We start from the raw sequence: 24,915 nt of genomic DNA, 5'->3' as shown, positions 1-24,915 counted from the left end.
GGACCTGATGGAGGCCCTGATGTTCTTCAGACCTTTTTCCAGCGCGCGCATCGTTGCCGCAGCCGTGACCATGGGCGCGCTTGCGCTGTTCTCCGATGTCGGCGCGCAGGCCCATGGCGACGGCCACAGGATGCCGGACCATCTGGGCATGGATGAGGGCAATGCCGAAATGGCGATGCGCCCGGACGGGTTTCACTACAAGCGCGGCCACCACGCCTATGCCGCGCCCGCCGTCGCCCTGCGCGACCGGCAGGGCCGCAAGGTGGATTTCGCTGACTTGATGGCGACCGACCGCCCGGTGCTGCTCAATTTCATCTTCACCAGTTGCGCCACCATCTGCCCGGTGCAGAGCGCGACCTTTGGCCAGGTGCAGCCGGACCTGGCGGCGATCGACCCGGACTACCTGATGGTGTCGATCTCGATAGACCCCGAATACGACACGCCCCGCCGCCTGCGCGAGTATGCCGAGTTGCACGACGCGCGCGACAACTGGGTGATGCTGACCGGGCAGTTCGACGATATCTTTGCCGTCGTTCGTGCGTTTGACGCCGTCTACAAGGGCGAGAACAAGATGTATCACCGCCCGCTGACCTTCCTGCGCGCCAACGCCGATGCGCGGTGGCTGCGGCTTGAGGGGCTGCTCGGGGCGGAGGAACTGGCCGAGGAGTATGCGAAGCTCCTGAAGCCCGAGGTGAACTGATGCCGGGTGAAGCGATCATCCGGTCGTCGCTCCGGGCGGTGGCGCTCGGCGTGCTGCTGGCGCTGGTGCCGGCCCTCGCCGGTGCGGGGCAGGCGGGCGATGCCGCGGCGGGCAAGCGGCTTTACTGGGACGGGATCGGTGCCGATGGCGCGCCGATCCGCGGTGTGACGCAGGGCGATGTGGAGATCACCGGCGCGCAGTTCTCCTGTGTGAGCTGTCACCGGCCGAGCGGCTTCGGCACCTCGGAGGGGGGCAACTACATGCCGCCCATCATCGGCGAGGTGCTGTTCAACCCGAGGACGCCCGATCGCAACCGCAATTTCAAGGAGCTTTACCAGGAGGTGCAGCCCCCCGGCTTCTGGGCGCGGGTGCGCCAGCCGCGTATGCGACCCGCCTATGACGCGGCGGCTCTGGCGCGGGCCCTGCGCGACGGGGTGGACCCGGGCGGTCACGAATTCGCCCCGATCATGCCGCGCTATGACCTGTCGGACGAGGACGTTGCGAATATCGCGGCCTTCCTGCGCACGCTGTCGGATGAAATCTCTCCGGGCGTCGATCGCCGCGACATCCATTTTGCCACGATCATCGGCCCCGATGCCGACCCGGAGGCGGCGGGGGCCATGCTGCGCACGATGGAGTTGTTCTTCGACTGGATGAACAAGGACACCGAGGGCGACACGCAGAACCCGACCTTCTCGCCCAATTACCGGTCGAACTTCATCTCGGCCTACCGCTACTGGCAACTCCACGTCTGGCGGCTTGACGGCCCGCCCGACACATGGCGCGCGCAACTCGAGGCAAAATATGCCGAACAGCCGGTCTTTGCCACGGTGAGCGGGCTTGTCGAGGGGCCGTGGGACGAGATCGGCGCGTTCTGCGATGACATGCGCCTGCCCTGCATCTTTCCCAATGCCGAACTGCCCACGCCGGGCGAGGGGCGCTATGGCTATTCGGTCTTTTTCAACCGCGGGCTCGCGCTCGAAGCCGAGGCGCTGGGCCTGCATCTGGGGGATCAGGATGCCGCCTCCGGGCGGGTGGTGCAGCTACACGGCCCCGGCCCCGAGGGCGAGCGACCCGCCCGTGCCTTCGCGGCGGCGATGGCGCGGGTTCTGCCGGACGTGCCGGTGGAGACGGTGGCCTATGCCGATGCGGCAGGGCTGCGCGCGGCACTGGCGCGGACGGCGGAGGCGGACGTGCTGGCGCTCTGGCCGCATGACATGGCTACGGCACTCGCCACATTGGCCGATGCCGCGCCCCGGGCCGCGCAGATTTACCTGCCCTCGGCGGCCAAGGAGCCCGCGCTCGCGACGTTGCCGCCCGGCGTGATGGCGCGCACGCGGCTGGTTTGGCCCTATGACAAGCCCGATGGCTATCACCCGCGCAAGTTCCGCATTCGCGGCTGGATGCATTCCCGGCGGCTCGACGTGAGCCACCCGCGCCTCCAGTTGCAGACCTATTACGCGCTGACGATGGCGCAGTACTCGCTTTTGCACATGATCGACGATTTCTACCGCGACTACATGCTGGAGATCATCGAGCATCAGGCCGAGAACGAGCTCAACCCCGGCACGCATCCCGAGCTCGCGCTCGGACCGGGGCAGCGCTTCGCGTCGAAAGGCGCATTCATCGCTGAACTGGCCCCCGACACCCGTCTGGGGTATCGGGTGGTCAGCGACTGGATCGTACCCTGAGGTTTTGAGTAATGGGCCAACGGGTGCGTAGCGGGCGGCGGGGAGACCTGTCGCCCGTGCCGTTTTCAGGTGGTGCCGATGGTTGCGATCCAGACCAGCGCCGCGGCTGCGCAGAGATAGGCGCCGAACGGGATCTCGGCGTCGCGTTCCACGCGGCCGTGCCGCAGCGCCAGCGTGACCCCAAGCGCGCAGAGAGAAGCGATGAGCGCCACCAGAGGCAGCGCCTGCCAGCCGAGACCCGCGCCGATCCCGGCCATCAGCTTGACATCGCCCATGCCCAGCCCCTCACGCCCGCGCAGGGCCTGATAGGCGAGGCGGATCGTGAGGAACGCGCCCGCGCCCGCGCCCGCACCGATGAGCGCCGCGCCCGTGCCCGGCCCCGACATCCCCAGCCCGAGGCCGGTGGCGAGAAGCGCGGCGTTGAGCGGGTCGGGCAGGCGCATCGCCGTCAGGTCGCACAGCGCCAGCCCCATCAGCAGCCACAGCCACAGCGCGCCGAGCGCCATGAGGGCGGGGGTGGGGGCCACGAGAATCGCCGCTGCCGCCAGCGCTACGCCGCCAAGCTCGGCGTGCCACAGCCAGCGCGGGACCGTCGCGCCACAGCCACGACACCGCCCGCCGAGCGACAGCCACGATACCACCGGCACGAGATCGCGCCAGCCGATCCGCGCGCCGCAGCCCCGGCAGCGCGAGCCGCGCAGCACCACCCCTTCGCCATGCGGCAGCCGCTCGGCCCAAAGCGCGAGAAAAGAGCCCGCAGCGGCACCTGTGACAAGAAGGAAAAGGCTGAGCGGCAGCAGGCTCTGCATCTTGCGTCACCGCTTGCAGTGGGTCAGGCCGGGGCGCAGGACGATTGTCAGGCGCAGGACCATAGGTTATCATCAATTGTGCAGACTGTAGCACTTTCCAGGCAGAATTTACCATGAAAATCAATAGCTCAATTCCCGCCGATCCAAATCGGGCGCGGCGCGGCGACGCCGGCTTCTCCTTGCTGGAGCTGATGGTCGTCGTGGTTATCATGTCGATCCTCGCGCTGGTGGTGATGCCGCGTATCATCGACCGGCCCGATCAGGCCCGCGTGGCGCGCGCTCAGGCCGACATCTCGGCGCTTTCGGGGGCGCTCAAGCTCTACAAGCTCGACAATTTCCGCTACCCCACCACCGAGCAGGGGCTCGCCGCGCTGGTCGATGCGCCGAGTTCCGAGCCGGTCCCCGGCAATTACGCGCAGGGCGGCTATATCGACCGGCTGCCCACGGACCCGTGGGGCAACGAGTACCAATACCTGTCGCCCGGCGTGCATGGCGAGGTCGACATCTTCACGCTGGGCGCGGACGGGGTCTCCGGGGGCACCGGGCTCGACGCGGATATCGGGTCATGGGAGAGTTGAGGCCACACCGCGACAGCGGGTTCTCGCTGCTGGAAATGGTGGTGGTGGTGGCGATCATCGCCACCCTCTCGGTGGGGGCGAGCCTGGCGATCGGAGCGCGGGGCGGCACGGCGGATGCGCCGCGCCTCGCCGCCACCTATGACGCGCTGCGCGACGCCGCCCTGCTGGGGCAGGAGATGCGCGGCCTGCGTCTCGTGCCCGGGGGCTGGCAGGTGTTGTTGCCGGCCGAGGGGGATGCGCCGGGGTGGCGGGTCTCGGGCGCGGTACAGTCGGTCCGCGCCGAGGCGCGGTTCGAGGGTACACGCGGCCCGATCCTGCCCGCCCCGCCCGATACCCGGCCGCCGCAACCCGATATCGTGTTCCTGTCCGATGGCGAGGTGACGCCGTTCGAGGTGGTTTTCGTCACCGACGACACCGTCACCGCCTGTCGGTCGCGGGGGCTCGCCGGTCTCGACTGCACGACGCGATGAGCGACCGGGACGCAACCCGCGGCATCACGCTGCTGGAACTGGTGGTGGCGGTACTGGTGCTGGCGATGGCGACGATCGCGGCGCTGCGCAGCACCGAGCACGCCACCCGCGCACTGGGTGGCGAGACGGCGCGGGTGCTGGCGCTTCAGGTGGCGCTCAACCGGGCCGAGGAATACCGCCTCTACGGCGCGCGCGCGGCGGGTGGGCTGCCGCGCGAGGTACGCTATGGCACAACGTTGTGGCGGCTCGATGTGACCGAAGAACCGACGCGCGCGGGCCATGTGCTGGCCACCATCGGCGCGCGGGCCGAGGCGGGGCCGGGGGCGCGGATCGCGGTGATAGCGCCGCGCCGGGTGACGCCATGACCGGGGCGGGTACACGCGGCCTCACCTTGGTCGAGCTGGTCGCGGCGCTGGCGATTTTTTCGCTGGTGGCAATCATGGGGTTGCAGACGCTGAGCGGGATGATGCGCGCGCGCGACCGTACCGCCGGTGCGGCCGGCGACGCGGCGGCGCTGTCGCGCGGGCTGGTGCTCCTTCGGGCCGATCTCAAGGCGGCGGCGGACCTGGCGTTCTGGCCGCCCGAGGCGCTTGAGTCCGAGCCGCCGCTGCTTGACCTCAGCGCCGAAGAGGGGCGGTTTGCGCTCAGCACCGAGGCGCGCGCCGTCCTGCCCGATCAGCAGGCCGCCGGGACGGAGCGCGTGATCTGGCGCCATGACCGGCGCGGCGAGCGGCTGCTGCGCACGGCATGGCCGGTGCTGCGCCCCGCGACGGATGCGGCCCGTGCCCCCGAAACGGTGATCTTCGAGGACGTGGCGGGCCTGCGGCTGCGCGCCTATGCGGGCCCCGAGGCGGGCTGGATCGGTGGCTGGGGGCAGGACGCCGGGGTGGCACGTCCCGGTCTGCCGCGCGCGGTCGAAGTCATCGTGGAGTCCGGGCGTTACGGGGCATTGCGCGTTCTGGTGGCGCTGCCATGAGGCGGGACCGGGGTATCGCGCTTCTCAACGCGCTGGTCATGGTGGCCGCGATCGCGACACTCGCGGCCGGGCTGATGATCGAGGCCGGGCGCAGCCATGACCGCATGGCGCATGTTGCGGGCAGCCAGCAGGCGGCGCTGCATCTCGACGCGGGGCTGTTGCTGGTCGATCCGGTTTTGCGGGCGGACTGGCTGCGCGCGCCGGACCTGGACCATCTCGCCGAGCCCTGGGCGCGGGCCCCGCTCGATGCCGATATCGACCGGGGCCGCCTCGTGGCGCGGCTGTCAGATCTGCAGGGCCGGTTCAACGTCAACAGCCTCGCCAATGCCTCGGACACGGGGGCTGCCCGCGCCTTCGAGCGGCTGTTGCGGCGGCTGGACCTGCCGGTGTCGCTCGGGGCCGAGATCGCGGGTTTCGTGCAGCCGCGCGGGCCAGTTCGCCCCGCCGATTACGCCGCCCGCGCGGTGCCGGTGAGGGTCCCCGGCGGCGCGGCGGAGCGGGTCGAGGCGCTGCGCCTCGTGCGGGGCATGACCGCGGCGTATTACGCCCGGCTTGTTCCCTACATTGCCGCCCTGCCGCCGGGGACACCGCTCAATGTCAACACCGCCTTGCCGGAGGTTCTGGCCGCGGTTCTGCCCGCGGCCAGCCCCGCCGACATCGACCGGCTGGTGGCCGAACGCCGCACCGCACCCTTTGCCGGTACCGCCGATTTCGAAACGCGCGCCCGGCGGCTCATCCACCCGAGGGTGATCGCGCGGGCGCAGGTGCCGGATGGGGGCTTCGATGTCTCCACGAGATGGTTCGAGGCGAGATTCGTGCTGCATCTTGACGGGCGCGCCTACAGGCGCATCCTGACCATCGAGCGTTCGCCCGAGGATGGCGCGGCGCTGATCGCCCACCGCCGGATGTTTCTGCCATGACCGCGCTCTCTCGCCGCCGCTCCGCGCCCGCCGCGTCATCGCTTGCGATCCATGCGATCGGCGAAGCCGCGCCGCTGCCCGATGGTGCCTTCGTGGCCACCGTGCCGGGGGAAGATGCGCCGCTGTTGCCTCTCGACCTGCCGCCGGGCCTGAAAGGGATCGCGCGAGAGCGCGTGGCGCGGCGGCAATTGCGCGATGCGGGTTGTGCCGCCGGGCTTGACACGCGGCCCGCCCGGCTGGGCCCGGGACGCGAGGCATGGGCGCGGATGCTGGTCTGCGACGGGACGCGGCGCGTGGACTGGGCGGCGCGTGTGGCCGAGGCGGGGCGACGCTGCCGCGCGGTGCTGCCCGATTATCTGGCGCTGCCCGCCGCGCCTGACCTGTGGGTGATCGAGACCGGTGCGGCGGGCATGGTGCGCGCCCGGATCGGCGTCAGGGACGGCTTTTCCGCCGAGCCTGACCTCGCGCGCGCGCTGCTGGAGGAGGCTGCCGGGACGGCCCCCCCCGGCGCGATCCTGCGGCGCGGCGCGCCCGACGCGCCGCTCGACGACTGGCTCGTCACGCTTGATGTGCCGGTCTGTGACGGGGATGACGCGCTGGCTGCCGAAGGGATCGCGCCGCCCGTCCGGTTCGCCCATGGCGAACTGGCGCTGGATCTTGCCCGCGACCCCGAGGCGCAGCGCGCCGCGATGCGCACGGGCCTGCGCCGGATCGCCGCCGCGCTGGTTCTGGCGCTGGGCGGCTTCGGCTTCTGGGCGGCGTCGGTGCAGATCGAGACCGACCGGCTGCGCGATCTGGACCGAAGCTATCGCGCCAATACCGAGGACATGCTGCGCGCCGGGCTGGTGCCGTCGGGTCCTGTCCTCGATATCCGCGCGCAGGCCGGGGCGGCGCTGGCGCGCGCCCGCGCCGAAGCGGAGGCGGCGCGCACGCGATCCCGCCCGCTTGATGTGCTGCGTGCGGCCGGAGAGGTGCTGGCCAAGCACGAGCCAAGGGTCACGCGCGCCAGCTTTCAGCCCGGTCTGGGGCTGGTGATCGACCTCGAGATCGGCGACTTCGCGGCGCTCGACGCGCTGGTGGGCGATCTCGCCGCCGCCGGGACCGAGGCGCGCGTCGCTCGCTCGGTGGCACGCGAGGGGCGCGGTGTCGAGGCGGTGCTGGCGTTGGCCGCGACGCGCGCGGAGGCAGGGCAATGAGCGCGCTGTGGGACAGGCTCGCCGCGCTCCTGATGGAGCGCAGCCGCCGCGAACGCTGGCTACTGGCGGCGTTGGTTCTGGGGGCGCTGCCGCTGGGCCTCTGGCAGGGTGTTGCCGTGCCGCTGATCGAGCGGCAGGCGCAGGCGCGTGCCGCCTTGGCCGAGACGCGCGCCACCGAATTGTGGGTGGCCGAACAGGCGGTGGAACATGCCCGACTGATGCGCGCAGCGGGGGGCGGGGAGGACCGCACCGCCGCGCCCGTGGGGATGAGCGGGATCGAAGCGGCGCTGCGCGACGCGGGGCTGCGTGCCGGGGTGACCGAACTCGCCAATACCGCCGATGGCGGGATCACCCTGCGATTCGACGCGGTGCGCTTCTCCCGGCTGGCGGCGTGGCTCTCGGCGCAATCGGGCGCGTGGGGCTACGACCTCGACGGGTTCACCTTCGAACGCGGCGCGCGCGAGGACGTGGTGGCCGCCGATCTGCGGCTGGTGCCAGCGGAGCGCTGAGTGCTCAGCCCTGCCCGAGGCTGCGGGCGATCTCGGCCCGGCGGCTCTGCATCGCGCCCAATGGGTCGAGCGAGGCATCGAGCGACAGCATCTCCGCGAGCGCCGCGTCGGCGCGGCGCAGCCTGTCGCTGACCTCGGTCCCGGAGCGGCCCGCCTGCATGTCCGCCAGCGCGCTTTCGTGCAGGGCGGTGCCCGCGACGGCGAGCGCCGCGGCGCGGTCGCCGCCTTCCAGCCCCGAAGCGAGATCGCCGGCCACCTGCGCGGCCTCGTCGTTGCGCCCGGCGCGCAGCAGCGCATGGGCATATTCCAGCCGCAGACGCGGGGCGAGCGGGCCCGCAGAGGGGATGAGCGCGGCGTAGTTGCGTGCGGCGAGATCGTAATTGCCCTCTTCCAGCGCCTTGCGCGCGCCGGAATACTTTCGCTGAAAGCTTGCCCCGTCGCTGATCGCCCCGGCTTCGCACGCGGAAAGCCCGACGGTGACGGCGGTGAGAATCAGGAAATTCGTCGCAAGTCGCTTGATCATAATGCTTTTGCCGATACGGAACTTGGCATGCTGGATACCATGCCATTGCGCGGCATGGCCATGCAAAAGACAGGTCCGACCTGAAAAAGACGCCATCTCTCTTCCTCCCGGCGGGTGGCGTCTTGGCGATGGTCAGGAAAGGACAAATGCGCTAGGCTTTCCGACAGGTCGGCACAGGCGACGGATGCCGTGCCGCCCGTGATCCATTTTGCCGCGATGTGGCCCTGAAGACTGAATTGATGATGCGTTTTCTGAGACTTTCGGCTTTGCTCCTGGTGCTCTGTGCAGCCCTCCCGCAATCGGCCATGGCGCAGGTATCGCTCGACCTGCGCGACGCGAGCCTGCGCGATTTCGTGCAGATCGTGGCGCAATCCACCGGGCGCAATTTCATCCTCGACGACCGGGTGCAGGGCAGCGTCACCGTGGTGGCCCCCAACGAGGTGTCGCCCGGTGCCATCTACGAGATTTTCCTCAACGTGCTCGAGCTCAACCGCCTGACCATCATCGAGGGTGACGAGACCGACCGCATCGTGCCCATCGACGTGGCGCGAGAGCTTGCCCCCGGTGCCGATCGCGATCGCCGCGGCGGCGATTTCGAGACCCGGGTGATCGCCCTTGACAACGCACCGGCGCAGGAGATCGCCGAGGTTGTCCGCCCGCTCCTGCCGGGCGAGGCGGTGTTGTCGGTCGTGCCCGAGGCGGGGCTGCTGATCCTGTCCGACCGGCGCGAGAACTTCGAGCGGATCGCCCGGCTCGTGGACCGGCTCGACAGCCCCACCCGAAGCGCCATCGAGACCATCCCGCTGCGCAACGGCAAGGCCGCCGAGATGCTGGGCGTGATCAACGCGCTGTCGATCACGCCGCCGGGAGCGAGCCTGTCGGCCGATCCGCGCTCCAACGCGCTGATCGTGTCGGGCACGCCCGAATTCCGCGACCGGGTGCGCAACGTGGTGGCGCAGCTCGACCGCCCGCAGCGCAGCTTTGCCACAGAGGTGGTGCGGCTCAACTATGCCGGGGCGGAGGACATGGCCGAGGTGATCCGCCAGAGCTTTGGCGGCGCGCGCGCCGGCACGACGACGCAGGGCGAAGGCGCCGCCGCCGCGTCCACCGCGAACGGCATTTCGGTGGTGGCCGAGACCTCGCAGAACGCGCTCGTCATCACCGCGCCCGCCGACCGGATCGAGACCATCGTCTCGGCCGTGCGCGGGCTCGACCAGCGCCCGGACCAGGTGCTCATCGAGGCGGTGATCTTCGAGTTGTCGGTCGATAATTTCTCGGACCTGTCGTTTCAGTTCGGCGGTGTCATCGAGGATGCGACCGTGGGCGGCGTCGAGTTCGCGATCCAGGGGCGTCCCACGCTCACCAGCCTTGTCACGACCGTTCTGAGCGGCGGGCAGCCCACCGGTGGCGGCACCGGCGGCAGCCTCGCGGCCTTCGACCGCTCCAACGGTATCGGCGGGTTCCTCGCGGCGCTGGCATCGAAAAATTCCACGCGGCTCCTGTCCACGCCCTCGATCCTGACGCTCAACAACCGCGAGGCGCAGATCGTGGTGGCGCAGAACGTGCCCTTCGTCACCGGCAGCTTTGCCACCGTGGGCGACAGCGCGGTGCCCGAACAGCCATTCCAGACCATCCAGCGGCAGGATGTGGGCCTTACCCTCACCGTCACGCCGCAGATCACGCGCGACAACACGGTGCGGCTCGACCTGCGGCAGGAGGTGTCGAACCTGACCAATTCCGCCTCTGCCGCGGGCAGCGAGATCACCGCCAAGCGGGAGCTGACCACCAACGTGCTGGTTCGCGACGGCCATGTCATCATGCTGGGCGGGCTGCTCGAAAACGGCTCGGGGGCGGTCAACCAGCGGGTGCCGGGGCTGAGCGAACTGCCACTGTTGGGGCGGTTGTTCAAGGGCCGTTCGACGTCGCGCAATCAGCGTATCCTGCTGGTGATGTTGCGCCCGCGCATCCTGTCTTCCGACGATGAGGCGCGGCGTGAGACGCGCCGTATCGCCCGTGCGGCCAAGCGCGCCAGTGCCTATATCGCGCCCGCCGACGATGGCATCTGGCCGCAACAGCCCGATCAGGCGTTTCCCTTTGACGGGGCCGATCTCGATCAGCCCTTCGATGCCGGCTTCATCGACCCGGCGGCACGGGCGCGGCGGCTGCCCCCCTTGCCCTCGCGGCTGACCTTCGCGGATCGCTGAATCATGCCCGCGCCGGTGCTGCCCTTTGCGCTTGCCCGCGACATGCAGGTGCTGATCGAGGGCGGACGGCTTCTGGCCGGGCCCGGCGCGGCGGCGCTCGGTCTGCGCGAGGCGCGCCGTCGGGCGGGCGTGCCGCTCGTGCTCGAACGGCTTGCGGCGGGCGAATTCGAGGCGCGGCTCGCCGCGCTCTACCGCGATGACGGAGACCAGGACGCGGGCGACGACGGCCTTGCCTTTGATCTGGAGGAAGGGGCCGGCGGGCAGGGGCCCCGCGACCTTCTGGAGGCCGATGAAGAGGCCCCGGTGATCCAGCTCGTCAACCAGCTTCTGCGCCGCGCGGTGCGCGCCAGCGCCTCGGACCTGCATGTCGAGCCGCACGAGGCGGGCCTGCGCGCGCGGATGCGGGTGGACGGCATGCTCCAGACCGTGCTCGACCGGGGCGACGTGCCGGTGCGCCGGGTGATCTCGCGGCTCAAGGTGATGGCCGGGCTCGACATCGCCGAGACGCGGCTGCCGCAGGACGGCCATATCGCGCTGCGCCTCGGTGGGCGGGCCATCGACGTGCGCGTGTCCACCCTGCCGGGCAATTACGGCGAGCGGGTGGTGATGCGCCTGCTGGACCGTTCGGCGGGGCTCATGCCGCTCGAACAGCTTGGCCTGCGCGCCGATCAGGAGGCCACGCTCAAGCGTCTCACCGACCGCCCCAACGGCATCATCCTCGCCACCGGGCCGACAGGTTCGGGCAAGACGACAACTCTCTACTCGCTGCTGCAACTGGCCAATGACGAGGTGCGCAACATCCTCACCGCCGAAGACCCGATCGAATACGACCTGCCCGGCATCAGCCAGACCCAGATCAATTCCGAGATCGGCATGACCTTTGCCGCCGGGCTGCGCGCGGCGCTGCGGCAGGACCCCGATATCATCCTCGTGGGCGAGATCCGCGACGGCGAGACGGCGAGCATCGCGGCGCAGGCATCGCTGACCGGGCACCTGGTGTTCTCGTCGCTGCACGCCAACGGCTCGGTCGGGGCGGTGGTGCGGCTGCGCGATCTCGGGCTCGACGATTTCCTCATCGCCGCGACGCTGCGGGGGGTGATCGCGCAGCGCCTGCTGCGGCGTCTCTGCGCGGAGTGCTGCGAGGCGCAGCCGCTCGATTCCGCCGACGCACGCCATTTCGAGGCGGCGGGGCTGGAGGCACCGTCGGCGCATCACGCCGCACGCGGCTGCGACGCCTGCAACGGCACGGGCTATGCCGGGCGGGTCGGTATCTTCGAGATCCTCGAGGTCTCGGACGCGCTGCGCGCGGCGATCGACGCGGGACAATCCGAGACCGGGATGAGGCCGCTCGCCCTGCCGCCCGAAGAGACGCTGTTCGGTCAGGCGCTCTACCAGGTGGCGCAGGGGCGCACCAGCCTCGCCGAGGCGCTGCGCGTGGTGGGCGACGCGCTGTGAGGGCGTTTGCCTATACCGCATTCACCGCGACGGGCGCGCGCAAGCGCGGCACGCTGGTGGCCGAGAGCGAGGCGCAGGCCGCCGAGATCCTGCGCGGGCAGGGGCTCTTTGCCGAGGCGATCACCGCCAAGGGGCGCGCCGGGCCCCGGCGCGGCGCATTCAGCCGCCGCACGCGGCTTTCTGCTGACATGCGCGCGGTTTTCACCCGGCAGATGGCGGTGCTGCTCGCCTCCGACCTGACCGCCGAATCGGCGCTCGAGACGGTCCGCGCCTCGGGAACCGCGCCCGTGATCGAGGCCGCGGCGGCCCAGGCCAAGGCGGCGCTGATGGACGGCCAGCCGCTCTCGGTTGCGCTCGACATGGCGGGGGCGGGCTTTCCGCGCTTCTACATCGCGGCGGTGCGCGCGGGCGAGGGCTCGGGCGATCTGGCCGCCGTGTTCGATCAACTGGCCGATTACCTCGAAAGCGCGGGCGCGGACCGCGCGCAACTGGCCACGGCGCTCATCTACCCCGCCTTCGTGGCCGCCGTCTCGCTGCTGGTGGCGGGTATCCTGATGGTCAACGTCGCCCCCGAGATCGCCGCCATGTTCGCCGTCACCGGCCGCCCCCTGCCGCCGCTTACGCAGACCGTCATGGGAATCAGTGACTTCGTTCAGGCCAATGCGGTTGCCCTCGGGCTCGGTGCCGTGGGCCTCATCCTCGGCACCGTCTTTGCCCTGCGCGTGCCCGCGATCCGCGACCGCTGGCACGGGATCGCGCTGCGCCTGCCGGTGGTGGGGCGGCTGATGCGGCTCTCGGCGGCTGCGCAATACCTGCGCACGCTGGCGCTCGTCATCTCCAGTCGGCAGGCGGTGGTGGACGCGGTCTCGTCGGCCTCCGAAGTTTTGGTGGTCCGTCGGTTTCGCGACGAGGCACAAGACCTTGCCGATGCCGTGCGTCGTGGTGAGAGCCTCAGCCAGGGGCTGGCGCGGATGCACCTCGTGCCGCCGGTCTGCCGACAGCTCATCGCGGCGGGCGAACAATCGGCGCGGCTGGGGCGGATGACCGAGCGCGCGGCGGTGCTGGTGGAATCCTGGCTTGCGAACGAACGCAAGCGGGTCGCGGCGCTCATCGACCCGCTCCTGATGCTGGTGGTGGGCACGATGGTTCTGGTGATCGTGCTGGCGATCCTGTTGCCGATCTTCGATCTGCAGGCGACCGTTGGCTGACGCGCCGTTGCGGGGCGCGGGCGTGGCCCCTATAGTCCGCGCGATACGGCGACGGAAGGCAGCCCCGATGAAGGACACCGACGACATTCCCGCCCTCATGGCCGAGATCGGCGTGCGTGCCCGCGCCGCCGCCTCGGAGCTCGCCACCGCCAGCCCCGCGGCCAAGCGCGCCGCGCTCGAGGCCGCGGCAGATGCCGTCTGGCGCCGTCGCGGCGAGATACTCGACGCCAACGCGCGCGACCTCGCGGCAGCGCGCGACAAGGAGCTGAGCCCGGCGATGATGGACCGGCTCGTGCTCGACGAGGGGCGCATCGAGGGCATCACCGAGGGGCTGCGCGCCGTGGCGGCGCAGGACGATCCGGTGGGCGCGACCATCGCCGAGTGGGATCGGCCCTCGGGCCTGCATATCCGGCGCGTGCGCACGCCGCTGGGCGTCATCGGCGTGATCTACGAGAGCCGTCCCAACGTCACCGCCGACGCGGGCGCGCTGTGCCTCAAATCTGGTAACGCGGTGATCCTGCGCGGCGGGTCCGAGAGCTTTCATTCCTCCGGCGCGATCCATGCCTGCCTTGTCGAGGGGCTGACATCCGCCGGACTGCCCGAGGATGCCATCCAGCGCGTTCCGGTCACCGACCGCGCGGCGGTGAAGGCGATGCTGACCATGACCGACACGATCGACGTGATCGTGCCGCGCGGCGGCAAGAGCCTCGTGGGGCTGGTGCAGCGCGAGGCACGGGTGCCGGTCTTTGCGCATCTCGAAGGCATCGTGCACGTCTATCTCGACGCGGGCGCCGACCCGGCGAAGGCGCTCAAGGTCGTGCTCGACGCCAAGACGCGGCGCACCGGGATTTGCGGGGCTGCCGAGTGCCTGCTCATCCATCGCGATGTGGCCGATACCATCGGGCAGGGGGTGGTCCGCGCGCTCATCGACGCGGGCGTGGAGGTGCGCGGCGACGCGGCCCTGCAATCCATCCCCGGCGTGGTGCCCGCTGGCGACGAGGATTGGGGCCGCGAATACCTCGACAGCATCATCGCCGCGCGGGTGGTGGACGATCTCGACGCCGCCATCGCCCATATCCGCCGCTACGGGTCGGGGCACACCGACTGCATCATCACCGAGGACGATGCCGCGGCCGACCGCTTCTTTGCCCGGCTCGACAGCGCGATCCTGATGCGCAACGCCTCGACGCAATTCGCCGACGGGGGCGAATTCGGCATGGGGGCGGAAATCGGTATCGCCACCGGCAAGATGCACGCCCGCGGGCCGGTGGGGGCCGAGCAACTCACCAGCTTCAAGTATCTCGTGACGGGGGATGGTGCGGTGCGGGGGTAAGGTGTCGGGTTTGCCTTTGGGCCGCTGCTGCCGTCGAGGGACGGAATTTTGAAAAAATTCCGCTCAAGAAAGTTTTGAACTTTCTTGCATCCGACCTCCCACGAGAAACCAAAGGACGCGGTGTCGCATAACCGCCCCATGCCCCCCGCGCCTCGCGCCCAAGCGCCGCTCAGCCCTCTTCATCCTTACCCGGCAGGCCATGCTCCTGAAACAGCCGCCCCTGCGTCATGAAGAATACGAAGATCGCCGCCGTCAGGCCGAAGGTCTTGAAATAGACCCAGATTTCCTCGCTCTGCGTGCGCCAGATCGCCTCGTTGAGCACGGCGAGGCCGAAGAAGAACAACATCAGCCGCCGCGTGAGGATCATCCATCCCGCGTCGGAGAGCGGCATCATCCCGTCCATCACCACCTGCAGCCACGACCGCCCCCGCAAAAGGCCGACCCCCAGCACGCCGCCGAACAGCAGGTAGATCATCGTCGGCTTCATCTTGAAGAAGCGCGGATCGTTGAACCACACCGACAGCCCGCCGAACACCACGATCAGCACCGCCGTCATCGCCTGCATGCGGCTCAAATGCCCGGTGAGCCGCCACAGCGCCGCCATCGACAGCAGGAACACCGGGATGAACCCGGCGGTAACGACGATAAAGCCCTCGTACTCGCGCCCGCCGACCTCGAAACTGCGGTCCTTGAGCCAGAGATAGGCCACGAAGAACGCGAGGACGGGGCCGAATTCCAGCGCCGGTTTCGCCCATCGGGGCGTCGGGGTCTCGGTCATCGTCCTGTCCTTTTCATCAGCCACCGAACTCAACTATCACCGCCCCCGCCGCGATCAACCCCATCAGCGCGATCCGCCGCGGCCCCACCGTCTCCTTGAGCACCAGCCAGCCGATCAGTGCGGCAAAGACTGTCGAGGTCTCGCGCAGCACGGCCGCCTCGCCGACCTTGTCGAGCCGCGTGGCGAGCATGATGGAGCCGAAAGACAGAAAGGCGACAAGGCCGCCCGTCACCCCCCGCACGGCGAGCGGCCCGGGCGCGGGCCGCACCGGCATCGCGCGCCAGCGGGCCCACGCAATCGGCAGGATCGACAGCCCGTCGAGAAAGAAGAACCACGCGAGAAAGGTAAAGGGATCGGCGGCGGCGCGGATGCCATAAGCGTCATAGGTGGTGTAGAGCGCCACGAAAAGGCCCGTCGCCACCGCCAACCCCAACGCCATGTGCCGCGTGTCGCGCTGCAACGGGTAGAAGCGCAGGTTGTAGATCGCCAGCCCGTAGATACCCGTCAGCAGTACCGCCACGCCCAGCCATTGCACGGGCGTGAACCGCTCGCCAAAGAGCAGCCACGCGCCGATCACGGCAAAGAGCGGCCCGGTGCCGCGCACCACCGGGTAGACCACCGTGTAGGCGCCGCGCGAATAGGCCATCGCCTGCAACACCTTGTAGCCGACATGGATCACCACCGCGCCCGCGAAGATCGGCCACATATGCGCCCCGGGCCAGGGCACCACGAAGAGCGCGAAGGGGGCGGCCATCGCCGAATAGGAGGCGTCGATCGCGCCGCGGCTCAGCCACGGATCGTGCCGCCCCTTTTGCAGCGCGCCGAACACCGCGTGCAGAAACGCCGCCATCACCGCCAGCGCGGTGGCCAGCAGGCTGCCGGCCTCGGTGCCTTCGAGAGAGATCAGCCAGGCGCTCATGCGGCGGGGGCCGTCACTTGGGGCGCCTGCCCGCCAACCCCCCCGGAGTATTTCCGCCAGGTAGAAACCCGCAGGCGGTTCATTCGCTGTCGAGACCGGTGAGGGCGGCGGCGAATTCCTCGGGGTCGAACGGGGCGAGATCGTCGATCTGCTCGCCCACGCCGATGGCATGGATGGGCAGGCCGAACCTGTCCGCCAACGCCACCAGCACGCCGCCACGGGCGGTGCCGTCGAGCTTGGTCATCACCAGCCCCGAGACATCGGCGAGTTTGAGGAAAATATCCACCTGGCTCAGGGCGTTCTGCCCCGTCGTGGCGTCGAGAACCAACAGTGTGTTGTGAGGCGCGTCCGGGTCCTTCTTGCGGATCACGCGGACGATCTTGGCCAGCTCCTCCATCAGGTCGGCGCGGTTCTGCAATCGCCCTGCCGTGTCGATCATCAGCAGGTCCGCGCCATCGGCCTCGGCACGGATCATGGCATCGAAGGCGAGGCTCGCCGGGTCCGAGCCCTCGGGCGCGGTCATCACCGGCACGCCCGCGCGATCGCCCCAGACCTGCAACTGCTCGACAGCGGCCGCGCGGAACGTGTCGCCCGCCGCGATCACCACCGATTTTCCAGCCGCCTTGAACTGGCTGGCGAGCTTGCCGATGGTCGTGGTCTTGCCCGAGCCGTTGACACCCACCACCAGCACCACCTGCGGGCGTTTTGAGTAGAGCGGCATGGGCCGCGCCACGGGTTCCATGACGCGGGCGATCTCCTGCGCGAGGATCGACTTGATCTCGTGCGACGAGAGCCGCTGCCCCATCCGCCCCTCGGCCATGTTGGCGGTGACGCGGGCGGCGGTGTCGACGCCCATGTCGGCGGTGATCAGCAGATCCTCGAGGCTTTCGAGCATGTCATCGTCAAGCACCCGGCGCGGGGCACCGCGCGCGTCGCCTCGGCCAAACAGCCGTCCGAGAAACCCGGCGCGCGGGGCTTCCGGTGCCGGGTCCATGGGGATTTCCAGCGGCGCGGGCGTGGCCGTGGCTTCGGAGGGCGGCGGCGGCACCTCCTCGGGGCGCTCGACCGGGGCCTCTCGCGGCGCGGGCGGCGGGGTCTCGTCGGGTTGCGGCGGGATGATGGGCGGCTCGGGGCGCGGTTCCGGGTCGGGGTGCGGTTCCGGGTCGGGTGGGTCGCCGCCCTCCTGCACGATCGCGTCGAGCCCCTCGTCGAGCTTCGACGAGGATTTGAACAGCCGTTCCTTGAGCTTCGAGAAAAACGCCATGCGCCCTCCATGCCGCCGATGCCCCGATCCCTACTGCGGATCGGCGGCGGATGGAAGCCCGCGCAGCCCTCAGATTTCCTCGGGGAAATGCCGCATGGCAAGGCGGATCGGATTGGGTGCCGCCTGTCCCAGGCCGCAGATCGAGGCGTCGGCCATGGCCGTGCACAGCTCTTCCAGCAGCGGCTGATCCCAGCGGTCGGCCTGCATGAGCTTGACCGCCTTCTCGCAGCCCACCCGGCAGGGCGTGCACTGCCCGCAGCTTTCATCCTCGAAGAAACGCAGCATGTTGAGCGCCGCGTCCCGCGCGCGGTCGTGGTCCGACAGCACCACCACCGCCGCCGAGCCGATGAACGTGCCGTGCGGTTGCAGCGTGTCGAAATCGAGCGGGATATCGTCCATCGACGCGGGCAGCAGGCCCGAGGACGGCCCGCCTGGCTGATACGCCTTGAGCGTGTGGCCGTCGAGCATCCCGCCCGCCGCCTCGATGATGTCGGTGATGGTCGAGCCTGCCGGCAGCAGGTGCACGCCGGGGGTCTTCACCCGCCCCGAGACGGAGTAGGAGCGCAGGCCCTTGCGACCGTTCTTTTCGACGCCCGACAGGATCTCGCCACCCTCGCGCAGCACGCGCGTCACCCAATGCAGCGTTTCCACGTTGTTGACCAGCGTGGGGCGGTTGTAGACGCCCACCTGTGCGACGAAGGGCGGGCGGTGGCGCGGCAGGCCGCGCTTGCCCTCGATCGATTCGATCATCGCCGATTCCTCGCCGCAGATATAGGCACCCGCACCCCGGCGCAGCTCGACATAGCCGGGCGCGATCAGAGCTTCGTCTTCCAGCGCCTTGATTTCGCGACGCAAAATCTCCAGAACGGCGGGGTATTCGTCGCGCATGTAGATAAAGCAACGCTCGGCCTCTACCGCCCAGGCTGCGATCAGCATTCCTTCAAGAAAAACATGGGGTTCCCGCTCGAGGTAAAAGCGATCCTTGAAGGTCCCGGGCTCGCCTTCGTCGCCGTTGACGGCGAGGTAGCGCGGCCCTTTCTCGGCGCGCACGAACCCCCATTTTTTTCCCGATGGGAAGCCCGCACCGCCCAGCCCGCGAAGACCGGCGTCGAGCAGCGTCTGCTGCACGGTCTCGAAATCGCCCTCGCGGCGCAGGGCCCGCAAGGTGGCATAGCCGCCGCCTGACGTATAGTCGGCAAACGTTTGATATTGCGGGACATGGGCGTGGGTATCACCGGCGACGATCGCGGCCTGCACCTTCTCCGGCGTGGCGTGATCGATATGGTTGTGGCCCAGTTCCAGCACCGGCGCGGTGTCGCAGCGGCCCATGCAGGGCGCGCGCAGCACGCGCACCTGCGCCGGGTCGAGCCCGTCTTCGAGCGCCGCCTTGAGCGCCTGCGCCCCGGCCAGCTCGCAACTCAGCGAATCGCAGACCCGGATGGTCAGCGCGGGGGGCGGCGTCTCGCCTTCCTTCACCACGTCGAAATGGGCATAGAACGTCGCCACCTCATACACCTCGGCCTGTGCGATGCGCATTTCCTCGGCCAGCGCGCGCAGGTGGGCGGACGAGAGGTGGCCGTATTCGTCCTGGATCAGGTGCAGGTATTCGATCAGCAGGTCGCGCCGCCGGGGGCCATCGCCCAACAGCGCACGCACCTCGTCCCACGCCTGATCCTCGAGCTGGCGGCCCTTGGGGGTACGCCGGCCCTTGCCCTTGCCGGATTTCCAGACGCCCTTGCGTTCGTCGAGTGCCATCGCGCTGTCCTCCTGCGTCGCTGACGAAGCCATATCGCCATGTCCGCGTCGTGGCGGGACCAAAAACGACATTTGCCGCACCGGATGCGTTTTGCGGCACCGAATGCCGCATGTTTTCGCGGCTTGCGCCTTGGGCGCGCCATGCTTTGCAGGATAATCTGTGCCGGACAAAGGCAATTCGCAAGGCCGGGGGCCGCCCATGTTTCTCTTCGCGCTCGCCGCATCCCTGCCGCTGGTACTGACGGCATTCGCCGCGCTCTGGGGCGGGGCGTGGGGCTGGCTGGCGTTGGGTTCTGTCACGGTGTTGGTGTTCTGCCTCGATCGGTTCGTGGCGCGCGGGATCGTCAATGCCGATCCGCAGGCCGAGTTTCCGGGCGGCGACAGATTTCTCGTGGCGCTCGGGGCGGGGCATTTCGTCGTGCTGGCGCTGGCGCTGCGCGGGGTGGCCGGGGCAGGTGGGCTCGACACCCTCGAACGCGTTCTGCTGGCGGTGGCGGCGGGGCTGGTGGCCGGGCAGATCGCGCACCCGGTGGCGCATGAATTGATCCATCGAAGTGGGCGGGCCAAGCGGCGGCTGGGACGGCTCATCTATACCTCGTTGCTTTTCGGCCATCACGCGAGCGCGCATCTGCACGTCCATCACGTCCATGTCGCCACGCCTGCCGACCCGAGCAGCGCGCGCCCCGGCGAAGGATTCTACCGCTACGCGCTGCGGGCCTGGCAGGGTGCCTTCCGCGCCGGGCTGGCTGCCGAGACGCGCCGCCATCGGGGTGCGATCTGGCGGCATCCCTACGCGCTCTACCTTGCCGGGGCGGCGGCGATGCTGGCCGGGGCGGCGGCGCTATGGGCGTGGCAAGGCGTTGTTTCTCTTGGTGTTATCGCGGGGTATGCGCAGGCGCAGATCCTGCTGTCGGACTATGTGCAGCATTACGGCCTGCGCCGCGCACAGGCTGCAAACGGGCGCGCCGAGCCGGTAGGCCCGGCCCATTCGTGGAACGCGCCGCACTGGTGTTCCTCGGCCATGACGCTGAACGCGCCGCGCCATTCCGACCACCATGTCACACCCTCGCGGCCCTTTCCTGCCCTGCAGCTTGCGCCCGAGGCGATGCCGGTGCTGCCGCATTCGCTGCCGGTCTGCGCGGTGGTGGCGCTGGTGCCGCCGCTCTGGCGGCGGATGATGGACCGGCGCGCCGCGCGCTGGCGCGAAACCGGTGGCGCGGTGACGGGCGATCTGGCAAGCTGAACCTATGCGCCTGATTTTCCTTGCCATCGCGACCCTGCTGGCCGGTCCTGCCGACGCCGAGATGAGCGCCGAGGAATTCGACGCCTACACGCGCGGGCACACCTTTTACTACGGTGCCGAGGGCGAAGACCCTTACGGAGCCGAGGAATACCTGCCGGGTCAGCGGGTGCGGTGGTCGTTTCTCGATGGCGAGTGTCAGGAGGGGCATTGGTACGCGGAAGGACCGCTGATCTGCTTTGTCTACGAGAACCGCCCCGATCCGCAATGCTGGAGCTTCGAGCGCCGAACCGGGAGGTTGGTGGCGCGTTTCGAGGGCGAAACGCCGATGACCGAACTCTACGAGGTCCGGAAATCGCGCGAACCGCTGGAATGCCCCGGACCGAAGATCGGGGTCTGAGTTTCGAACCCTCAACCTACGCAGTCTTGTTTCAGGGCGTCGAGGCCACTTCACTGCTGAAATTTCGATATATCCCGGTTTATCCACAGCCATGGCGGCAAGGTGTGCTCGCCTTGGGTAATGCGCTTGCTCCGACCGGTTTGCAAACTTATCTTCCGTGAGACGCAAATCTGCGAAGGAAGGGCCGGGACATGGCGACGCGCAAACTCTATGCCGGTGCCAAGCTGCGCGAGACGCGCCAGAGGCTGGCGCTGACACAAAAGGATTTCGCCGCGAAACTGGGGATTTCGCTACCGTATCTCAACCAGATGGAAAACAACAACCGGCCGGTCTCTACCACGGTGGTGCTGGCACTGGCGCAGGAATTCGGCTTTGACGTGACCGAGCTGTCCACCGGCGATGCCGAGCGGCTGGTGTCGGACATGCGCGAGGCTCTGGCCGACCCGGTGTTCGGCGCCGAACCGCCCCCCTTGGCCGATCTGCGGCTCACCGCCTCGAACGCGCCGGCGCTGGCGCGGGCGTTTCTCGAATTGCACCGCGCCTACCGGCAGACCCACGAGCGGCTGGCGAGCCTCGACGAGGCGCTGGGGCGCGAGGATGCGCGCAGCCCGGCGAGCCCCTGGGACGAGGTGCGCGATTTCTTTCACTATTGCGACAACTACATCGACGCGGTGGACCGCGCCGCCGAGCGGCTGGCCGAGGGCGCGGGACCGGGCGGGATCGAGGCGCTGGCGCGCGCGCGGCTGCGGGACATGGGCATCGGCGTGACCGAGGCCGACACCTCCACGCTGCGCCATTTCGACCGCGAGAGCCGCACGCTGGCGCTGTCGGCGCGCGTGCCCGCCGAGACGCGGCGGTTTCAGCTTCTGCTGCAACTGGCGCTGCTCACGCAGGACAACCTGCTGGAGGCGACGCTCGATTTCGCGCGATTCCAGTCCGACGGCGCGCGGGCTATCGCCAAGATGGGGCTGGCCAATTACTTCGCCGGGGCCGCGCTCATGCCCTATGGCGCGTTCCTGCGCACGGCGCAGACCGTGCGACATGATCTGGAGGTGCTGGCGCTGCGCTTCGGCGCGTCGATCGAGCAGGTATGCCACCGGCTCTCGACCCTGCAACGCCCGGGGGCCAAGGGCATCCCGTTCTTCTTTGTCCGGGTCGATCAGGCGGGCACGATCACCAAGCGCCATTCGGCGACGCGGCTGCAATTCGCCCGGTTCGGCGGCGCGTGCCCGTTGTGGAACGTGCATCGCGCGTTCGAGACGCCGGGGCGCTTCCTGCGGCAACTGGCCGAGACGCCCGACGGGGTGCGCTATATCAGCCTCGCCTGCGATGTCAGCAAACCGGGGGGCAGCTTCGGCGCGCCGGTGCGCCGCTTTGCCATCGCGCTTGGGTGCGAGATCAAGCACGCGGGCGATCTGGTCTATGCCGACGACCTGGACGTGACCAATGCCCGCGCCTTCGAGCCGATCGGGATTTCCTGCCGCATTTGCGAGCGCACCGAGTGCCATCAGCGCTCGGTCCCGCCGCTGGAGCGGCGCTTGCAGGTCACCCCCGACGAGCGCGGGGTGCTGCCCTACCGGGTAGGGTGAGGGCGGGGGTCCGGCCGCCCCGTCACACCTCCTCTGCCATCAGCCAGACGCCGCCCTGCGGGCGCAGCGTCAGGATCATCACCGGGTCCGGGTCGCGCCCCGGCACCGGGGTGAAGCGGAACCGGGCGAGCAGCGTGGCGAGGATGATCACCGCCTCCTGAAGCGCGAAACTGGCCCCGATGCAGATGCGCGGCCCGTCGCCGAACGGCAGGTAGGCATAGCGCGGCATCGCCTTGCGGTCGGCGAAGCGGTCGGGGCGGAAGGCGTCGGGATTGTCCCACAGCATGTGGTGGCGGTGCAGGGCGTAGATGGGCAGGATGACCGTATCGCCGGGCCTGATCTCGCGCCCGCAGAGCGTATCGGCCGCCATCGCCGTGCGCGACACCATGCCCGCCGGCGGGTAGAGGCGCAACGCCTCGTCGATGATCTGCCGGATGAAGGGCAGGCGCGCCACGTCGTCGCCGGTGGCCGCATCGCCCGAGAGCACGGCGCGCGCCTCGGCGCGGGCGCGGTCCTGCACCTCCTGGTCGAAGGCGCAGAGGTAGAGCGACCAGCCCAGCGTGAGGGCCGTGGTCTCGTGGCCCGCGACGATGAAGGTCAGCAGGTTGTCGCGCAACTCGGCGGTGTTCATCCGCCGCTTTGTCTCGGGGTCCTCGCCGTCGAGAAGCAGGTCGAGCAGGTCGGGCACGCCCTCGGGGCCGCGCGCGCGGCGCGCCTCGACCGCCTCGTCGGCCACGCGCTTCATATCCCTGACCGCGCCCCCGGCCATGAGGCGTCCGGGACGCGGCACCCAGTCGGGCAGCCCGAGGATGTCGAAGAGCGAGACGCGCCCCGCCTCGGCGATATAGGCGTCGATGCCGCGATGCACGCCGTCGGCGTCGAACATGCCGTCGCCGGAAAAGGTGACATCGGCGATCACGTCGAAGGTGGTACGCACCATGTCGGCGGCCACGTCCACCGCGCGCGGACCCGCGGCGGCGATGCGGTCGGCGCTGCGTCGCGCGGCGGCGGTCATCACCGGCGCGAGGTTCATCACGTTGCGATGCGAGAACACCGGCGCGGCGGTGCGCCGCTGCCAGCGCCAATGCGCGCCCTCGGCGATGAACAGCGACTCGCCGATGGCGGGGCGCAACAGGTTCTTGGTGACCAGCGACTTGGGGTAATTGTCGAGGTTTTCCAGCAGCATCCGGCGGATCGCGTCCGGGTCCGTCACCATGTGCCAGCGCTTGCCGGTGCGGCCCGAGACCATCGGCTGCCTTGTGGCGATATCGGGGATGATCGACAGCACGTTCTCGCGCGCCGCGCGCAGCGAACCCATCACCCCGAGCGGCTCGGTCACGAGGGGCACGCGCACGGGGGTGCGCGGCGGGGCTGTTTCGGCGGGTGCGTCGGTCATCGAAGGGTCTCCGGCTATCATCCGCGATATAGGGCGTCGCGGGGCGGGCGGCAAATCGTTGCGCTGCGGCCCGGGCTGCGCTATGGATCTTGGAATTACCACGCCCCGGGGGCATAACATGCGTCGTTTCATGGCCATTATCGGCCTTCTGGCCGTCACCGCCTGCACCAATGCCAACGATCTCGACGAGAAACCGGTTTATCTGGGCAATTTCCGGCTTGGCCACAATGTCGTGGTGGCCCCGAACCTGACGAAGGGGCCGGCCTCGCGCGAGGCGGGCAAGCAGGAGTGGATCGACTCGGTGACAAAGGCGATCACCGACCGCTTCACCCGCTACGAGGGTTCGAAGCTCTATCACCTCGGGGTGAGCGTGGAGGGCTACGTGCTCGCGGTCCCCGGTGTGCCGGTGGTGGCCTCGCCGAAATCGGCGCTGATTCTCAACGTGACCGTGTGGGATGACGCGGCGGGCCGCAAGCTCAACGAAAAGCCCGAACTCGTCACCGTGCTCGAGTCCATCTCGCCCCGGACGGTGATCGGCTCTGGGCTGACGCAGAGCAAGGAGGTGCAGATGGAGCATCTCAGCCGCAACGCCGCCAAGCTGATCGAGACCTGGCTCAACCGTCAGAACGACAACCTCGGATGGTTCGAGGATGACGGGCGGCCCGCCAAGGAAAAGATCGGCCTGTTTTCGGGACGGCCGACTAAAAAAGCCGCGGAGGAGCCTGCCGCCGATGCGGCGGAGGAGCCCGCGGCAGAGGCGGTGCCGGCGGGCGATGATGAGGCCGGGCCGGAGGCGTGACCACGGGGCCGCACCGGCCGCATCTGTCACGCCAAAACGCCCATGTGCCGCTTGATTTTTCCCCTGTAACCCCCTAAACGGCGCGCGGAGCAAGAACCGGGCCCGGCGGCCCCCCAACTGACAAGGTGCCCAGAGAGATGGCGAAGGAAAAGTTTGACCGTTCGAAGCCGCATGTGAACATCGGGACGGTTGGTCACGTTGAC

The 24,915-nt window shown here is 69.3% G+C and carries 24 protein-coding genes; 17 read left to right on the top strand and 7 right to left on the bottom strand.

Going from position 1 to position 24,915, the window contains the following annotated elements; genetic code table 11:
• The first annotated feature begins 19 nt into the window (after positions 1 to 19).
• Together ACFFU4_RS02920 and ACFFU4_RS02915 are read left to right on the top strand one after the other, a co-directional pair.
• Complete coding sequence (locus ACFFU4_RS02920; RefSeq protein ID WP_377066884.1) at positions 20 to 700, top strand: SCO family protein; 681 nt, start codon at positions 20 to 22, stop codon at positions 698 to 700.
• Positions 700 to 2,391, top strand: a complete 1,692-nt coding sequence (locus ACFFU4_RS02915; RefSeq protein ID WP_377066882.1) for a c-type cytochrome — start codon at positions 700 to 702, stop codon at positions 2,389 to 2,391. Before ACFFU4_RS02920 ends, ACFFU4_RS02915 begins: the two co-directional genes overlap by 1 nt.
• Positions 2,392 to 2,456: 65 nt before the next feature.
• Here the strand turns inward: ACFFU4_RS02915 and ACFFU4_RS02910 are convergent, their stop codons facing one another.
• Positions 2,457 to 3,200 carry a prepilin peptidase gene (locus tag ACFFU4_RS02910; RefSeq protein WP_377066880.1) on the bottom strand — a complete coding sequence of 248 codons (744 nt, stop codon included), beginning with the start codon at positions 3,198 to 3,200 and terminating at the stop codon, positions 2,457 to 2,459.
• Positions 3,201 to 3,313: 113 nt separating this feature from the next.
• Between ACFFU4_RS02910 and gspG the strand changes: the two genes are divergently transcribed.
• From gspG to ACFFU4_RS02875, 7 genes are read left to right on the top strand one after another with little or no spacing between them, the layout of a single operon-like run.
• On the top strand, positions 3,314 to 3,778 hold the full coding sequence (gspG, locus tag ACFFU4_RS02905; protein ID WP_377066878.1) for a type II secretion system major pseudopilin GspG: 465 nt from the start codon (positions 3,314 to 3,316) through the stop codon (positions 3,776 to 3,778).
• Positions 3,766 to 4,248, top strand: coding sequence for a prepilin-type N-terminal cleavage/methylation domain-containing protein (locus ACFFU4_RS02900; RefSeq protein WP_377066876.1), 483 nt, complete (start codon positions 3,766 to 3,768; stop codon positions 4,246 to 4,248). Before gspG ends, ACFFU4_RS02900 begins: the two co-directional genes overlap by 13 nt.
• A complete protein-coding gene (locus tag ACFFU4_RS02895; protein ID WP_377066874.1) occupies positions 4,245 to 4,613 on the top strand; it encodes a prepilin-type N-terminal cleavage/methylation domain-containing protein in 369 nt (122 codons plus the stop codon). Before ACFFU4_RS02900 ends, ACFFU4_RS02895 begins: the two co-directional genes overlap by 4 nt.
• A complete protein-coding gene (locus ACFFU4_RS02890; RefSeq protein WP_377066872.1) occupies positions 4,610 to 5,224 on the top strand; it encodes a type II secretion system protein GspJ in 615 nt (204 codons plus the stop codon). Before ACFFU4_RS02895 ends, ACFFU4_RS02890 begins: the two co-directional genes overlap by 4 nt.
• Positions 5,221 to 6,144 carry a type II secretion system minor pseudopilin GspK gene (gspK, locus tag ACFFU4_RS02885; protein ID WP_377066870.1) on the top strand — a complete coding sequence of 308 codons (924 nt, stop codon included), beginning with the start codon at positions 5,221 to 5,223 and terminating at the stop codon, positions 6,142 to 6,144. The genes ACFFU4_RS02890 and gspK overlap by 4 nt, the downstream gene beginning before the upstream one ends.
• Entirely contained in the window at positions 6,141 to 7,340 is a 1,200-nt protein-coding gene (locus ACFFU4_RS02880) for a type II secretion system protein L (protein WP_377066868.1), read from the top strand. Before gspK ends, ACFFU4_RS02880 begins: the two co-directional genes overlap by 4 nt.
• Positions 7,337 to 7,849 (top strand): type II secretion system protein M, encoded by a 513-nt coding sequence (locus ACFFU4_RS02875; RefSeq protein WP_377066866.1) that lies wholly within the window; start codon positions 7,337 to 7,339, stop codon positions 7,847 to 7,849. The genes ACFFU4_RS02880 and ACFFU4_RS02875 overlap by 4 nt, the downstream gene beginning before the upstream one ends.
• Positions 7,850 to 7,853: 4 nt before the next feature.
• On the opposite strand, the gene ACFFU4_RS02870 is transcribed toward ACFFU4_RS02875, so the two are convergent.
• The gene (locus ACFFU4_RS02870) at positions 7,854 to 8,372 is read right to left on the bottom strand and encodes an outer membrane protein assembly factor BamD (protein WP_377066864.1); all 519 of its coding nucleotides are present in this window, start codon (positions 8,370 to 8,372) and stop codon (positions 7,854 to 7,856) included.
• 242 nt (positions 8,373 to 8,614) lie between these two features.
• Between ACFFU4_RS02870 and gspD the strand changes: the two genes are divergently transcribed.
• The 4 genes from gspD (at position 8,615) to ACFFU4_RS02850 (ending at position 14,572) form a co-directional block, all read left to right on the top strand.
• Positions 8,615 to 10,576: a type II secretion system secretin GspD gene (gene gspD / locus ACFFU4_RS02865; protein ID WP_377066862.1), complete on the top strand. Its 1,962-nt coding sequence runs from the start codon at positions 8,615 to 8,617 to the stop codon at positions 10,574 to 10,576.
• Between the two features lie 3 nt (positions 10,577 to 10,579).
• Positions 10,580 to 12,031 carry a GspE/PulE family protein gene (locus ACFFU4_RS02860; protein ID WP_377066860.1) on the top strand — a complete coding sequence of 484 codons (1,452 nt, stop codon included), beginning with the start codon at positions 10,580 to 10,582 and terminating at the stop codon, positions 12,029 to 12,031.
• Entirely contained in the window at positions 12,028 to 13,239 is a 1,212-nt protein-coding gene (locus tag ACFFU4_RS02855; RefSeq protein WP_377066858.1) for a type II secretion system F family protein, read from the top strand. Before ACFFU4_RS02860 ends, ACFFU4_RS02855 begins: the two co-directional genes overlap by 4 nt.
• Before the next feature lie 67 nt (positions 13,240 to 13,306).
• A complete protein-coding gene (locus tag ACFFU4_RS02850) occupies positions 13,307 to 14,572 on the top strand; it encodes a glutamate-5-semialdehyde dehydrogenase (protein ID WP_377066856.1) in 1,266 nt (421 codons plus the stop codon).
• Between the two features lie 169 nt (positions 14,573 to 14,741).
• On the opposite strand, the gene ACFFU4_RS02845 is transcribed toward ACFFU4_RS02850, so the two are convergent.
• The 4 genes from ACFFU4_RS02845 to ACFFU4_RS02830 all read right to left on the bottom strand — a co-directional run bounded on the left by ACFFU4_RS02845 (position 14,742) and on the right by ACFFU4_RS02830 (position 19,288).
• A complete protein-coding gene (locus ACFFU4_RS02845) occupies positions 14,742 to 15,350 on the bottom strand; it encodes an inner membrane-spanning protein YciB (protein ID WP_377066854.1) in 609 nt (202 codons plus the stop codon).
• Between the two features lie 16 nt (positions 15,351 to 15,366).
• Complete coding sequence (locus tag ACFFU4_RS02840) at positions 15,367 to 16,269, bottom strand: EamA family transporter (protein ID WP_377066852.1); 903 nt, start codon at positions 16,267 to 16,269, stop codon at positions 15,367 to 15,369.
• Between the two features lie 79 nt (positions 16,270 to 16,348).
• Positions 16,349 to 17,533 (bottom strand): signal recognition particle-docking protein FtsY, encoded by a 1,185-nt coding sequence (ftsY, locus tag ACFFU4_RS02835; RefSeq protein WP_377066850.1) that lies wholly within the window; start codon positions 17,531 to 17,533, stop codon positions 16,349 to 16,351.
• A 69-nt stretch (positions 17,534 to 17,602) separates the two neighbouring features.
• On the bottom strand, positions 17,603 to 19,288 hold the full coding sequence (locus ACFFU4_RS02830) for an NAD(P)H-dependent oxidoreductase subunit E (protein WP_377066848.1): 1,686 nt from the start codon (positions 19,286 to 19,288) through the stop codon (positions 17,603 to 17,605).
• Between the two features lie 199 nt (positions 19,289 to 19,487).
• Here ACFFU4_RS02830 and ACFFU4_RS02825 point away from each other — a divergent pair, with 199 nt between their 5' ends.
• From ACFFU4_RS02825 to ACFFU4_RS02815, 3 genes are all read left to right on the top strand, one after another.
• Complete coding sequence (locus ACFFU4_RS02825; RefSeq protein WP_377066846.1) at positions 19,488 to 20,531, top strand: alkane 1-monooxygenase; 1,044 nt, start codon at positions 19,488 to 19,490, stop codon at positions 20,529 to 20,531.
• A 4-nt stretch (positions 20,532 to 20,535) separates the two neighbouring features.
• Positions 20,536 to 20,928 (top strand): hypothetical protein, encoded by a 393-nt coding sequence (locus tag ACFFU4_RS02820; protein ID WP_377066844.1) that lies wholly within the window; start codon positions 20,536 to 20,538, stop codon positions 20,926 to 20,928.
• 191 nt (positions 20,929 to 21,119) lie between these two features.
• Positions 21,120 to 22,517, top strand: coding sequence for a helix-turn-helix domain-containing protein (locus ACFFU4_RS02815; protein WP_377066842.1), 1,398 nt, complete (start codon positions 21,120 to 21,122; stop codon positions 22,515 to 22,517).
• Between the two features lie 22 nt (positions 22,518 to 22,539).
• On the opposite strand, the gene ACFFU4_RS02810 is transcribed toward ACFFU4_RS02815, so the two are convergent.
• On the bottom strand, positions 22,540 to 23,913 hold the full coding sequence (locus ACFFU4_RS02810) for a cytochrome P450 (RefSeq protein WP_377066840.1): 1,374 nt from the start codon (positions 23,911 to 23,913) through the stop codon (positions 22,540 to 22,542).
• Positions 23,914 to 24,043: 130 nt separating this feature from the next.
• On the opposite strand from ACFFU4_RS02810, the gene ACFFU4_RS02805 reads away from it, so the two are divergent.
• Positions 24,044 to 24,712 carry a hypothetical protein gene (locus ACFFU4_RS02805; protein WP_377066838.1) on the top strand — a complete coding sequence of 223 codons (669 nt, stop codon included), beginning with the start codon at positions 24,044 to 24,046 and terminating at the stop codon, positions 24,710 to 24,712.
• Positions 24,713 to 24,915 lie beyond the last annotated feature (203 nt).

The sequence above is a fragment of the Roseovarius ramblicola genome (assembly GCF_042430665.1).
Classification (GTDB): Bacteria; Pseudomonadota; Alphaproteobacteria; order Rhodobacterales; family Rhodobacteraceae; genus Roseovarius; species Roseovarius ramblicola.
The sequence above is the reverse complement of the archived record's forward strand: the minus strand, read 5'-3'. Positions and strand labels throughout refer to the sequence as shown.